This window comes from Leisingera daeponensis DSM 23529, assembly GCF_000473145.1.
GTDB classification, from domain to species: Bacteria; Pseudomonadota; Alphaproteobacteria; order Rhodobacterales; family Rhodobacteraceae; genus Leisingera; species Leisingera daeponensis.
The window spans coordinates 2,902,412-2,914,688 of record NZ_KI421500.1 but is presented as its reverse complement, the minus strand read 5'-3'; the positions used below and the strand labels follow the sequence as shown (position 1 = coordinate 2,914,688).

At 65.6% G+C, this 12,277-nt stretch carries 12 protein-coding genes; 3 read left to right on the top strand and 9 right to left on the bottom strand.

Going from position 1 to position 12,277, the window contains the following annotated elements:
* The first annotated feature begins 57 nt into the window (after nt 1-57).
* The gene (locus DAEP_RS0114810; RefSeq protein ID WP_027245181.1) at nt 58-2,073 is read left to right on the top strand and encodes a hydantoinase/oxoprolinase N-terminal domain-containing protein; all 2,016 of its coding nucleotides are present in this window, start codon (nt 58-60) and stop codon (nt 2,071-2,073) included.
* Between the two features lie 140 nt (nt 2,074-2,213).
* On the opposite strand, the gene msrA is transcribed toward DAEP_RS0114810, so the two are convergent.
* From msrA to ade, 8 genes are all read right to left on the bottom strand, one after another.
* Nucleotides 2,214-2,729 carry a peptide-methionine (S)-S-oxide reductase MsrA gene (gene msrA, locus DAEP_RS0114805; RefSeq protein ID WP_008557765.1) on the bottom strand — a complete coding sequence of 172 codons (516 nt, stop codon included), beginning with the start codon at nt 2,727-2,729 and terminating at the stop codon, nt 2,214-2,216.
* Nucleotides 2,726-3,175 (bottom strand): peptide-methionine (R)-S-oxide reductase MsrB, encoded by a 450-nt coding sequence (msrB, locus tag DAEP_RS0114800; RefSeq protein ID WP_027245180.1) that lies wholly within the window; start codon nt 3,173-3,175, stop codon nt 2,726-2,728. The genes msrA and msrB overlap by 4 nt, the downstream gene beginning before the upstream one ends.
* A gap of 126 nt (nt 3,176-3,301) precedes the next feature.
* Entirely contained in the window at nt 3,302-3,865 is a 564-nt protein-coding gene (locus DAEP_RS0114795) for a DUF4202 domain-containing protein (RefSeq protein WP_027245179.1), read from the bottom strand.
* A gap of 109 nt (nt 3,866-3,974) precedes the next feature.
* Nucleotides 3,975-4,880, bottom strand: coding sequence for a DMT family transporter (locus tag DAEP_RS0114790; protein WP_008557707.1), 906 nt, complete (start codon nt 4,878-4,880; stop codon nt 3,975-3,977).
* A 71-nt stretch (nt 4,881-4,951) separates the two neighbouring features.
* Nucleotides 4,952-5,575, bottom strand: a complete 624-nt coding sequence (locus DAEP_RS0114785) for a LysE family translocator (RefSeq protein ID WP_036760717.1) — start codon at nt 5,573-5,575, stop codon at nt 4,952-4,954.
* A 165-nt stretch (nt 5,576-5,740) separates the two neighbouring features.
* A complete protein-coding gene (locus DAEP_RS0114780) occupies nt 5,741-6,028 on the bottom strand; it encodes an HU family DNA-binding protein (protein WP_008553440.1) in 288 nt (95 codons plus the stop codon).
* A gap of 140 nt (nt 6,029-6,168) precedes the next feature.
* Nucleotides 6,169-7,635 (bottom strand): AMP nucleosidase, encoded by a 1,467-nt coding sequence (locus DAEP_RS0114775; RefSeq protein WP_008553415.1) that lies wholly within the window; start codon nt 7,633-7,635, stop codon nt 6,169-6,171.
* Entirely contained in the window at nt 7,632-9,434 is a 1,803-nt protein-coding gene (gene ade, locus DAEP_RS0114770; RefSeq protein WP_027245177.1) for an adenine deaminase, read from the bottom strand. The genes DAEP_RS0114775 and ade overlap by 4 nt, the downstream gene beginning before the upstream one ends.
* Nucleotides 9,435-9,599: 165 nt before the next feature.
* Between ade and DAEP_RS0114765 the strand changes: the two genes are divergently transcribed.
* Nucleotides 9,600-10,022: a VOC family protein gene (locus tag DAEP_RS0114765; RefSeq protein ID WP_027245176.1), complete on the top strand. Its 423-nt coding sequence runs from the start codon at nt 9,600-9,602 to the stop codon at nt 10,020-10,022.
* Between the two features lie 82 nt (nt 10,023-10,104).
* Nucleotides 10,105-11,295 (top strand): hypothetical protein, encoded by a 1,191-nt coding sequence (locus tag DAEP_RS0114760; protein WP_027245175.1) that lies wholly within the window; start codon nt 10,105-10,107, stop codon nt 11,293-11,295.
* Here DAEP_RS0114760 and DAEP_RS0114755 read toward each other — a convergent pair.
* Nucleotides 11,292-12,233: a GlxA family transcriptional regulator gene (locus DAEP_RS0114755; protein WP_027245174.1), complete on the bottom strand. Its 942-nt coding sequence runs from the start codon at nt 12,231-12,233 to the stop codon at nt 11,292-11,294. The genes DAEP_RS0114760 and DAEP_RS0114755 overlap by 4 nt on opposite strands.
* Nucleotides 12,234-12,277 lie beyond the last annotated feature (44 nt).

Below are 12,277 nucleotides of genomic sequence, written 5' to 3'. Positions count from 1 at the left end.
CGCGGCGTAATCAGGCGTTACACCCAGAGCGGCGAACAGAGTTTGAGAGGAACGGGCATGACGCTGCTCTTGGGTGTGGACACGGGCGGAACCTATACCGACGCGGTGCTGATCCGCGATGAGAAGGAGGTGATCGCCTCTGCCAAGTCGCTGACCACGCGCCAGGATTTGGCAATTGGCGTCGGCGGCGCGATCCGTGCGGTGCTGGAACAGTCCGGCGTGCAGCCGCAGGAGGTGTCGCTGGCGGCGCTGTCGACCACGCTTGCCACCAATGCGCTGGTCGAGGGGCAGGGCGGTCGGGTGGCGCTGATCTATATCGGCTTTGCCGAGGCCGACCTGGACCGGCACGGGCTGCGGGAAGCGCTGAAGGGCGATCCGGCGCTGGTGATCGGCGGCGGCCACACTCACGCCGGCAGCGAGGCGGCGCCGCTGGATGTCGGGGCGCTGGAGATGTTCCTGCGCACCGAAGGCCAGGGGGTGACCGGCTTTGCCGTGGCGGGGGTCTTCGCCACCCGCAACCCGGCGCATGAGATTGAGGCCGCGCGGATCATTCATGAGATGACCAGCGCGCCAGTCACCTGTTCGCACCAGCTGTCGGCCAAGCTGAACGGGCCGAAACGGGCGGTGACGGCGGTGCTGAACGCGCGGCTGATCGGGATGATTGACCGGCTGATCGGGCGGGCACAGGACACGCTGCGCGATCTGGGCATCGGGGCGCCGATGATGGTGGTGCGCGGCGACGGCGCGCTGATGAGCGGCGAGCAGGCGCGGGAGCGGCCCATCGAGACGATTCTATCGGGGCCGGCGGCCTCGATCGTGGGCGCGCGCTGGATGACCGGGGCGGATCACGCGCTGGTCAGCGACATTGGCGGCACCACAACGGATGTGGCGCTGATCAGGGACGGCAAGCCGGCGATTGATCCGGCAGGAGCGCGGGTGGGTGAATTCCGCACCATGGTGGAGGCGGTGGCGATGCGCACCACCGGCCTGGGCGGCGACAGCCAGGTGCATCTGAACACCAGCGGGCTGGCGGGCGGACTGACGCTGGGTCCGCGCCGGGTGGTGCCGGTGTCGCTGATCGCCACGGATGCGCCTGACGTTGTGCACGCCGCCCTGGATGAGCAGCTGCGCAATGCCACCGCGGGCGAGTTTGACGGGCGGTTCGTGCGGGCAGTGCCGGGAGTGCCGGTGGCGGGCCTGAGCGAGCGGGAGGCCGGGCTGCTGGCGCGGATCGGAATGCAGGTGCACCCGTTGGGCCAGATTCTGCGCACCCGGATGGAGCATGGCTCGCTGGGCCGTCTGGTGGACCGCGGGCTGGTGCAGGTGTCCGGGGTGACGCCCTCGGACGCCAGTCACGTGCTGGGACGGGTGGCGGCCTGGGACAGGGAGGCTGCGGTGAAGGCGCTGACCCTCTTTGCCCGCCGCCGGGTGGGCAGTGGCGACATGGTGGCAAAAAATGCGGAAACACTGGCGCAGATGATCATTGATCAGTTGACGGAGCAAACCGCTTTGACCTTGTTAGAGTCTGCTTTTGCCGAAGAAGCCGAGAGTTTTGGCCTGCCGGAGAAGGATTTGGCCCGGCATGTGCTGCTGCAAAAAGGCCTCGCCCGGCACCGTGGCCTGCTGGCGCTGGATGCCGCGTTGAATGTGGATGTGGTGGGGCTGGGCGCTTCTGCCCCCAGCTATTATCCGGCGGTGGGGGAGCGGCTGCATTGCAACATGATCCTGCCGAAGCATGCCGGGGTGGCCAACGCGATTGGCGCGGTGGTGGGCCGGGTCACCATGCGGCGCAGCGGCACCGTGACATCGCCTGCTGAAGGCAAGTACCGGGTGCATTTGGAGAGCGGCCCGGTGGATTACCAAGCCTCAGAAGACGCACTGGCAGCACTGGAGGCGGCCTTGGCAGAGGAGGCGCGCGGCGCGGCAGAGGAGGCCGGTGCCGAGGATATCCACGTGCATGTGGAGCGGGATATCCGCTTGGCGCAGGTGGAATCGCGGGAGGTGTTCGTCGAAGGCACGCTGACGGTGGAGGCCAGCGGCAGGCCGCGGGTGGCGCACGCCGAGGCGACATGAACCGTGAAGCGGGTTTTCGGGAGAACCCGCTGTCTCCGGCGGGATATTTTGGGCCGGAAGAAGCAGGGGTGCTTGCTGCGGATCTGGCATATAAAAAGCCCCGCCGGAGTGCGGCGGGGCCGAAAGCAGCCTGTTAGAGACTATTCAGCAGCAGCGCCGCGTTTGGGGAGCACCCAGTCGGGGCGCGGGAAATGACAGGTGTAGCCGGTGGGCAGCCGCTGCAGGTAATCCTGATGCTCCGGCTCCGCCTCCCAGAAATCACCCGCGGGTTCGACTTCAGTCACCACCTTGCCGGGCCAGATACCAGAGGCATCGACGTCGGCGATGGTGTCCTCGGCGACCGCTTTCTGGGTGTCGTCCAGGTAGTAGATCGCGGAGCGGTAGCTCATGCCGATGTCATTGCCCTGGCGGTTCAGGGTGGTCGGGTCGTGGATCTGGAAGAAGAACTCCAGCAGCTCCCGGTACGAGGTGACGGCGGGGTCGAAGACGATCTCGATCCCTTCGGCGTGGGTGCCGTGGTTCTTGTAGGTGGCGTTGGGGACATCGCCGCCGGTATAGCCGACGCGGGTGCTGATGACGCCCGGGCGATTGCGGATCAGTTCCTGCATGCCCCAGAAACAGCCGCCTGCCAGGACGGCGCGCTCGGTGGTGCTCATTTCACGGTCTCCACTTGGTTGATGTAGGCGCCATAGCCCTCAGTCTCCATGTCGTCCAGATGCACGAAGCGCAGGGAGGCGGAGTTGATGCAGTAGCGCAGGCCGCCGCGGTCCATCGGCCCGTCGGGGAAGACATGGCCCAGGTGGCTGTCGCCATGGGTGGAGCGGACCTCGGTGCGGATCATGCCGAGGCTGCGGTCCTCCAGCTCCTGGATGTGGGCGGATTCGATCGGCTTCGTGAAGCTGGGCCAGCCGCACCCCGACTCATACTTGTCGGAGGAGGCAAACAGCGGCTCGCCCGAGACGATGTCCACATAGATCCCCGGCTCCTTGTTATAAAGCAGCTTGCCGGTGCCGGGGCGTTCGGTGCCCGCGTTCTGGGTCACGTAAAACTCTTCCTCGGAGAGGGCGGCAATGGCGTCCGGGTTCTTGAAGTATTTGGTCATGGTGTCCTCCCGCCTGTTCGCGTTTGGTGCAGAACATGGGGTCTGGATGCGCAAAAGCAAAGCCCTGTTACAGGCGGCTCGCAAAGCCGTGTGCTGCGGAGGCCGGGCGCGGGGACAGATGCGGGGTCAGGCAGCGAACGCACTGGCCAGGTCTCCCGGCAGGTCGAACTCCCGCAGCACCCGGGCGCGGGCGTCTGCCGACATCTTGCGCGCGGTCTTCTCCACGATGCGCTGCACCTTGTCCGCTGGATGCTTGGCGGCGAAAGGGGCGAAATACCACTTGAGGAAGACAAAGCAGATGATGTCCTCCAGCGCCTGCACCTGGGCGTCGCGCTTGATCCCCTCCTTGCGCAGCATCCTGGCAGCCGTGTCCCTGTCCTCGGCGCCATAGCCCGCGCCCTGCATCAGGGAGGCGACCACATCGGCGTGATGCTGGGCCTCGGCCTTGCGCCAGGCGAGGTAGCCGGCCCGGCCTTCGGGGAAGGCCGCGCGGGCGAGCTTCCAGCGTTCCACATGCTGGCCGCGGGCGGCGATCTGAAGCACTTCGGAGGCGCCCGGGAACAGGCGTTGCTGCTCCTGGCTCATCCGCTGGCCGTAAAGCAGCGCGGCGGGCTGGCCGTCTTCCAGGGTGGGGTCCTGGGCGTTGGCGGCGTCGATCGCCTCCAGCACCTGTGTCAGTTGCGCGCTCATGCCGCGTCCTCCGGTTGGGGTCTTCAGATCAGATTAAGCGGTAAGCGCGCAGAGGCGCAACGGGCCGCGCCGCCCCGGCGGCGCCGGGCCCAAGGGGCAGGGGCGGGAGTCAGCCCGGCTTTGCCGCGCGGGAGAGCTCCGCCTTGGGCCGGTCCGCCTGTCTGGCGAGCTGGACGGCCAGGATACCGCCGGTGACGATGGCGACACCCAGCAGGTCAAGCGGCCCCAGTTTCTCGCCCAGCAGGACGCTGGCCACGGCAACGCCGAACACCGGGTTCAGGAAGTGGAAGGTGGCGGCGCGCACCGCGCCGATGCGGTTCAGCAGCAGCACCCAGATGAAGGTGGCTGTCAGGCCCGGCACAATGGTGGTGTAGGTGAAGGCAGCGGCCAGGCGCCAGCTGGGGGTGACAAAAATGTCCTCAGTCAGCGGCGCGGCCACGAACAGGACGGCCGAGCCGATCAGCATCTGCAGACCGACCACCATCATGAAATTGCCGCCGGAGGTGGCACCGCGCAGGGCGAGGGTTGCGGCGGTCAGTGCCAGCACGCCGATCACGCACAGGCCGACGCCCAGCAGGTCGACACCGGCGCTGAGCCGCGTGCTCATGATCAGCGCAACACCCAGGATGCCGGCGGCGAGGCCGGCATAGCCCAATGGCCGCAGCCGCTCGCCGAACAGCGCCCAGCCCGCCAGCGCCACCAGAAGCGGCATGGTGGAGGCGATGATGGCGGCCAGAGAGGCCTCAATCCATTGCATGGCGACAAAGTTCAGGCCGAGGTACAGCGCGTTCTGGCAGATGCCGAAGATCACCGTTGCCCGCCACTGGCCCGGCGTCAGCCGCCAAGTCTGCCCCAGGGCACGGGCGATGGCGACGCCGATCAGCCCGGAGATCAGGAACCGCACCGCCAGCGAGAACAGCGGCGAGGCGTCCTGCACGATGATCCGGGCGGAGGTGAAGGCAGAGGACCACATCAGGGCAAAGGCCAGTCCCATGGCAATAGCGCGCGCATCCATCGTGAATTCCTTTCTCCCGCGGCGGACCTTCCGGAATTTGCGGGCAGAGATCAAGCCGGGCGGTACCGGGATCAGCTGAACCGGGCGGCCAGGATCTGCCAGCTGGCGGCGCCGAAGGCAGCGGCAAAGGCAGCCTCAAACCCCCGGCGCAGGCGGATGTAGGCGCGGTCGGCCGCCTGGCTGGAGAACAGCAGCGCGTAGCCGTGGAAGATCAGGGCGCTTTGCACCGCGATGGCGGCCATCACCAGCAGCAGCGCCGGCACAGGGGTGCCGGGCGGCAGTCCGATAGCGTAGAGCGCGCCGAAGAACAGCACTGCCTTGGGATTGGTCAGATGCAGCGCCAGACCTTTGCCATAGGCGCTCCGCAGCGTTGGTGCTGCGGCGGCGCGCAGCGCCGGCGCACCGGGGCGCAGGGCCGACCGGGCGGAGCGGATGGCAAGATACATCAGGTATCCGGCGCCGATGTAGCGGACCGCCTCGAACATCCAGGCGTTCGCCAGCATCACCGCGCCCAGCCCGAAGGCGGCGGAGACCGACCAGATCAGCGAGCCGGTGCAAACCCCGGCGGCCAGCGCCAGACCGGGTTTGCGGCCATGCTGCATGGAGGTGCCGGCAATGGTCAACGTCGCCGGGCCAGGGCTGGCGGCGCCCAGGAAGGCGGCTGCCAGGATCATCACCAGATTGACGTTTTCCATGATGCCCTCCCTTGGCCGCCAACCAAAGGATGCGTCTGCCGGGGAAATCTGGCAAGCGGCAACGCTGCGGTGGCGGACGAACAGTCGGCCGGAGCGGCCCCGCCAAGCCAAAGAAAAGGGCCGCCCGCGGGGGCAGCCCTGAAACCGTCCGGAAGATGTCCGGGATCAGCCGTTGACGCTGTCTTTCAGCGCTTTGGCGATGGTCATCTTGACCACCTTGTCGGCTTCTTTGGTGAATTTCTCACCAGTTGCCGGGTTGCGCACTTCGCGCTCGGGGCGCTCGCGGCAGTAGATTTTGCCGACGCCCGGCAGAGTCACGGCACCGCCGCCCGACACTTCGCGGGTGATCAGCGAGCAGACCGCTTCCAGCGCAGAACCTGCAGTTTTCTTGTCACTGCCCATTTCCTCGGCCAGTGCGGCAACAAGCTGGGTTTTGGTCATCGGTTTGGACATTCTTCGTCTCCTTAAAGCTGCCCGAACTGTGGGGCCTCATCGCGAGACATTATCGTTATGTTGTATGGTAACACAACTTCTTGTGTGCTCCATATAAGGGAAAACAGGCATTTTTTGCCGGAAAACAGCGAAAATCAGCCTTAAAGGAAGGCGGTTTCGTCGAACGAACGCAATTTCCGGCTGTGCAGCCGCTCCAAAGGCATGCCGCGCAAACGTTCCATTGCTCTTATGCCGATTTGCAGATGGCGTGCAACCTGGGTCCGGTAAAAGTCCGACGCCATGCCCGGCAGCTTCAGCTCGCCGTGCAGCGGTTTGTCAGAAACGCAGAGCAGCGTGCCGTAGGGCACCCGGAAGCGGTAGCCGTTGGCGGCAATGGTGGCGCTTTCCATGTCCAGCGCGATGGCGCGGGATTGGGACAGGCGCTGCACCGGGCCGGACTGGTCGCGCAGCTCCCAGTTGCGGTTGTCGATGGTGGCAACTGTGCCGGTGCGCATGATCCGCTTGAGATCAAAGCCTTCGTACTCGGTGATCTCCGCCACTGCTTCCTCCAGCGCGACCTGAATCTCCGCCAGCGCCGGGATCGGGGTCCAGATCGGCAGGTCGTCGTCCAGCACGTGGTCTTCGCGCAGGTAGCCGTGGGCGAGAACGAAGTCCCCCAGCGCCTGGGTGTTCCGCAGGCCCGCGCAATGGCCGACCATCAGCCAGGCGTGCGGGCGCAGCACCGCAATGTGGTCGGTCGCGGTCTTGGCGTTGGACGGGCCGACGCCGATATTGACCAGGGTGATGCCGTTCCCGTCTTCCCGCTTCAGGTGATAGGTGGGCATCTGCGGCAGCTTGGCGATTTCCGGGATCTTTGCCGATGGATCGGTGATCTGGTGATCGCCGGTGCTGACAAAGCTAGTGTAGCCAGAATTGGGATCCGCCAGCTGGGCACGGGCATAGGCTTCGAATTCGGCCACGTAGAACTGGTAGTTGGTGAACAGCACGTGGTTCTGAAAATGCTCGGTGCTGGTAGCGGTGTAATGGGTCAGCCGGGCCAGCGAGTAGTCGACGCGCTGGGCGGTGAACAGCGACAGCGGACCGGTGCCGTTGACCGGCTGGTAAGTGCCGTTGACGATGTCGTCATTGGTGGTCGACAGGTCCGGCACGTCAAAGACGTCGCGCAGAGTGAAACCGGCGGCGCCCTCCTGGGGCACCGTCAGATCCGGGCGCGAAGCGACCGCAAAATGCACCGGGATCGGGGTCGACGATACGCCGATGGTCACCGGCTGGCCGTGGTTGCGGATCAGGAGGCCGATCTGCTGGATCAGGTAATTTCGGAACAGGTCCGGCCGCGTCACCGTGGTGGCATAGGTGCCGGGCGCAGAGACATGGCCGAAGCTGAGGCGGCTGTCCACCTGGGCGAAGGTCAGGGTGGAAAAGCGGATCTCCGGGTAAAAGGCGCGGATGCGCTGGTTGTCCGGCGCGCCGTCGGCCATCGCGCGGGAGAACTCCTCGCAGATGAAGCCGGTGGCCTGCCGGTACAGCAGCTCCAGCCGGTCGACGGCCTCGGTCGCGTCGTTGAAGCTTTCGTCCGGCGGATGGCCGGGGTGTTTTGTTGTTATCATTGCACGGGCTCGATCACCGGAATTTTCTGGAAAGTGCGGACGTCGACAAGGCCCAGGTCGGAGATCCGGAGTTCCGGGATCACCACCAGCGCCAGCAGCGAATGCTGCATATAGGCGTTGTTCAGGCTGCAGCCGCAGGCCTGCATCGCCTCAACCATCTTCTGCGCCTTGGCGGCGACCTCGGTTGCGGGGCTGTCGGACATCAGGCCTGCGATCGGCAGCTCAATCAAAGCGAGCTCCTCACCATCCTTGTAAAGGGTAATGCCGCCGCCCGCTTCGGCAAGCCGGTTGGCGGCCAGCGCCATCTGGGCGCGGTCGGTGCCGACCACGATCATCTGATGGCTGTCATGCGCCACGGTCGAGGCCATCGCCATCTTGCCGCTGTAGCCGAAGCCGGAAACGAAGGCATTGGTGACGCCGCCGGTGGCGCGGTGGCGCTCTACCAGGGCGATCTGGCAGACATCATCGGTGCCCTCGACCAGCCCGTCCACAACCGGCAGCTCCGCCTGCAGCGCCTTGGTCGGGGCCTGGTTCTCCACCACGCCGATCACATTGGCGGTGACCCGGTTGGCGCCTTCGGGGGCGGCGAGTTCGAAATCCTGTGCCGTCAGCTCATGCCCCAGATGGACGGTGCCGCGGGCGCTGGCAGGCCAGTCGTAATGCGGGCAATCTACCTTGATAGAGCCTGATTCCGCCACGATCTGCCCACGGGCGATCACCACTTCTATGGGCAGTTCGGTGAGGCTTGAGGTCAGGATCACATCGGCGCGCCGCCCGGGGGTGATGGAGCCGATCTCGCGCTCCAGCCCGAAATGGGTGGCGGTGTTGATAGTGGCCATCTGCAGGGCGACAACCGGGTCGCAGCCGCAGGCAATTGCATGGCGCACCACCCGGTTCATGTGGCCGTCATTGACCAGCGTGCCCGAATGGCAGTCGTCGGTGCAGAGGATGAAGTTGCGCGGGTCGAGCCCCTTCTCGGTCACCGCGGTGATCTGGCTTTCGACGTCGTACCAGGCAGATCCCAGCCGCATCATCGACCGCATCCCCTGCCGCACCCGGGCGATGGCGTCAGCCTCGCAGGTGCCCTCATGATCATCCGCCGGGCCGCCCGCCACATAAGCTGCGAAATCGGGGCCGAGGTCGGGGGAGGCGTAATGGCCGCCCACCGTCTTGCCCGCGCGCTGGGTGGCGGCGATTTCAGCCAGCATCTTGGGGTCGGCATTGGCGACACCGGGGAAATTCATCATCTCGCCGAGGCCGATGATGCCGGGCCAGCTCATCGCCTCCGCGACATCTTCGGGGGAGATTTCATGCCCGGTGGTCTCCAGCCCCGGTGCGGAGGGCGCGCAGCTGGGCATCTGGGTGAAAATGTTCACCGGCTGCATCAGCGCTTCGTCATGCATGTAGCGCACGCCGTCCAGACCCAGCACATTGGCAATCTCATGCGGATCGGTGAACATCGAGGTGGTGCCGTGCGGGATCACCGCGCGGGCAAATTCCGCGGGTGTCAGCATGCCGCTTTCAATATGCATGTGGGCATCGCACAGGCCTGGGATCATGTAACGGCCGTTGGCCTCGATGATCTGCGTGTCCGGCCCGGTGCAATAGGAGGCATCCGGTCCGACATAGGCGATACGGCCGGCCTTGATCGCAATATCATGGTCCGGCAGCTGCTCGCGGGTGTGGACATTGACCCAGATGCCCTTCCGGATCACCGTATCGGCCGGCGCGCGGCCTGCGGCGACTTCGATCAATTGCGGGGCGGTGTCGGGCCAGCTTGGGAAAATGTTATCTGACATAATCCAATTGTTCCGATTGCAGGCGGGAAGGCAAGTGGATTGCTTGCACTGCCATCAAAGCTTCATGCGGGCGGAGGAAAGGCGCCGAAGGCTGACGCATTTGGAATTGCTGCAACAGAACATTCCCTTGCAGGATGGTTTCATTGCTCTTGGGGAGGGCCTGGCATGGTTTATGAACAGACAGATGCGGACAGTTTCGGCCGCTCCCTGCGCGGGATCGGGATCAACCTTCTGGTACGGGATGTCCCGGCAGAAGTTGCCTTTTTAGAGACTGTTTTTGGCCTGAAGGGCCACCAGGTGAGCAAGGACTTTGCCATCGTCACCTATGGCGGGCAGGTCTTTCAGCTGCACAGCGACGGCACTTACGCAGACAATCCGCTGCTGGGGCTGCTGCCGGAAAACCCGCCCCGCGGGGCCGGGATCGAAATCCGCCTGTACGATACCGATCCGGACGCTGCCGCGGCGCGGGCGGAGGCAGCGGGGCTCACCATCCTGCAAGCGCCCGCGGACAAGCCGCACGGCCTGCGCGAGGCCTATATCCTGTGTGATAACGGCTACGCCTGGGTGCCCAGCCGGCCAAAGGGGTAAGCGGCGGGAATTCCTCCCCTTTCGCTGCGGCGATGGCCGGTCCATGCTGGACGGAACCGTTTGGATGCCGCGAGGGACCGTGATGCACGCCATTGCCGATACAACCGCCCTGGTCGAGGAAGGGGTGCTCACCCCGGATCAGGCCCGCACCATCGAGGCGCGCTCGCGCGAAGTGATGGTGTCGCTGGCGGTGAATGCGATCCTGTGTTTCGGGATCATCGCGGCCACCGCCGGCTTCATCTTCTGGCTGGCGGACCCGCTGGCGGTAGCGGTGACCGGCATTCTGATGCTGGCCGGCGGGCTGGCGGTGCTGGCGCGCGGCGGCGAGATGCTGCGGATGTTCGGCAATTCCGCCACCCTGATCGGCGCGGGGATGCTTATGGGCGGCGCCGGGGTCGAGCTGGTGGACAAATACGAGGACATCGCCGGCTGGGTCATGCTGCCCGCCGGCGCGCTGGTGGCGCTGACCTGCACCTGGCGCTGGCGGCGCGGGGCGTGGTCCACGGGCTTTGTGCTGGGGGCGATCCTGCTGATGGGGCTGGCGATGCATCTGGCGGGGATCGAGCTGCTGCTGCAGCAATACGGCATTGGCTCGCCGCTGCGGAATCTGGCGCTGCTTTACTATGCGGCGGCGCTGGCGCTGGCCGGCTGGCAGGTGGACGTGCGCTTTGTCACCGCGCTGGCGATTGCGCCCTTTGCGCAGATGCTGGAGACCGGGACCAGCTATTTCCATGCGGCCTATGTGTTCTATTCGCCCGAATCGACGCTGACCATCCTGCAAATGGTGCTGCTGATCGTGCTGTGCGTCTGGGGGGCGTCCCGGCTGGCAGAGCGCGACGCCCGGCACCTGCGCATCCTGGCGATCCTGGGGTTTGTGGTCGCGAACCTCTGCGCGCTGGTCGGCTCCTTGTGGGGCGACCTGGTGGGCGAAACCGTCTGGGGGCCGGGCCGGTACAGCGATGGCTACGAGGACTGGGATGCCTATTCCGCCGCCCGCGATGCCTTCCGCGACAGAGCTCTGTTCATTTCCGAGAATGTCTATTCGGTGCTGTGGGCCGCGGTACTGGCCGCGGTGATCTTCTGGGCGGCGCAGCGGCATCAGCGCGGGCTGTTCAACGCGGCGCTGACCTTTGCCGCGATCCATGCCTATACGCAGATCTTCGAATCCTTCGCGGATGAGCCGCTGGCCTATGTGATCGGCGGTCTGGCCGCGATCCCGCTGGCATGGGGGCTGTGGCGGCTGAACCAGTGGATGGCCGCCAAACAGGCCTAACCGGTGCGGCGCAAGCTGCGCGGGGTGGTTCCAAACTCTGTCTTGAAGGCCCGGGTCAGCGCGCTCGGGTCGTCATAGCCGCAGCGCAGGGCAATTTCGGAAACGCTCAAAACAGTCTCTAACACAAGCTTTCTGGCCTGTATCAGCCGCAGCCGGCGGTAGACGGCCTGCGGCGTTGCCCCCAGTTCGGCCTTCATCCGCGCTTCCAGATCCTTCTGGCTGCGGCCGGCTTTTCTCGCCACGGCAGCAATCGGCAGGGGCGTTTCCAGGTTGGCCTGCATCACCGCAACCGCGCGGGCAACCGATTTGCCGCGCACCAGGATCGGGTCCTGTGTCTCCGTCGCCTCGGGCGCCATGAACAGGGCGGCGACCTCCAGCCGCAGGGCGGCGCCATGCTGCTCGCCGATCAGCTCCATCATGGTGTCAAACGCGGCAAGCGCGCCGGTGCAGGTGATGCGGTTTCCATCCCAAACCTGACGGACGCGCTCGGTCTGAACATCGGGGAAGGCCTCTGTGAAGCGGCCCAGTTCGTCCCAATGGATTGTAGCCCGCCGCCCGTCCAGCAGCCCGGCACCGGCCAGCAGCCAGGTGCCGGTGTCAAACCCGGCAAGAGTCTTGTAGCGGCGGGCCGCGGACGTCAGAGCGCGGGCGGTGGCCGCGGTGGCATGGCGCAGGAAGTCATAAGAGGGCATCGCGATCAGCAGGTCGCCGCTGCAATCACCCAGCCGCCCATGCGCCCGCACCTCCATGCCGGACGAGGACACCGCTGGCCCGCCGTCCAGCGTCAGGAACCGCCAGACATAAACCTGCCGCCCGGCAAAAGTATTGGCCGCCCGCAGCGGCTCCACCGTGTTGGCCAGGCAATGAGCTGAAAAGGCGTCAAACAGCAGCACATCAATTTGCTGCAACGCAGCGGTATCTTTTGTCCAACTTCGCATGATTATTTCTATGTCTGCATGATAGGTGCGTGCAAGCGGCGTAC

Excerpts from the sequence above, each read along its gene's own strand:
- DAEP_RS0114810 (WP_027245181.1), top strand. The coding sequence starts at position 58 with ATGACGCTGCTCTTGGGTGTGGACACGGGCGGAACCTATACCGACGCG.
- msrA (WP_008557765.1), bottom strand. The coding sequence starts at position 2,729 with ATGAGCACCACCGAGCGCGCCGTCCTGGCAGGCGGCTGTTTCTGGGGC.
- msrB (WP_027245180.1), bottom strand. The coding sequence starts at position 3,175 with ATGACCAAATACTTCAAGAACCCGGACGCCATTGCCGCCCTCTCCGAG.
- DAEP_RS0114795 (WP_027245179.1), bottom strand. The coding sequence starts at position 3,865 with ATGAGCGCGCAACTGACACAGGTGCTGGAGGCGATCGACGCCGCCAAC.
- DAEP_RS0114790 (WP_008557707.1), bottom strand. The coding sequence starts at position 4,880 with ATGGATGCGCGCGCTATTGCCATGGGACTGGCCTTTGCCCTGATGTGG.
- DAEP_RS0114785 (WP_036760717.1), bottom strand. The coding sequence starts at position 5,575 with ATGGAAAACGTCAATCTGGTGATGATCCTGGCAGCCGCCTTCCTGGGC.
- DAEP_RS0114780 (WP_008553440.1), bottom strand. The coding sequence starts at position 6,028 with ATGTCCAAACCGATGACCAAAACCCAGCTTGTTGCCGCACTGGCCGAG.
- DAEP_RS0114775 (WP_008553415.1), bottom strand. The coding sequence starts at position 7,635 with ATGATAACAACAAAACACCCCGGCCATCCGCCGGACGAAAGCTTCAAC.
- ade (WP_027245177.1), bottom strand. The coding sequence starts at position 9,434 with ATGTCAGATAACATTTTCCCAAGCTGGCCCGACACCGCCCCGCAATTG.
- DAEP_RS0114765 (WP_027245176.1), top strand. The coding sequence starts at position 9,600 with ATGGTTTATGAACAGACAGATGCGGACAGTTTCGGCCGCTCCCTGCGC.
- DAEP_RS0114760 (WP_027245175.1), top strand. The coding sequence starts at position 10,105 with ATGCACGCCATTGCCGATACAACCGCCCTGGTCGAGGAAGGGGTGCTC.
- DAEP_RS0114755 (WP_027245174.1), bottom strand. The coding sequence starts at position 12,233 with ATGCGAAGTTGGACAAAAGATACCGCTGCGTTGCAGCAAATTGATGTG.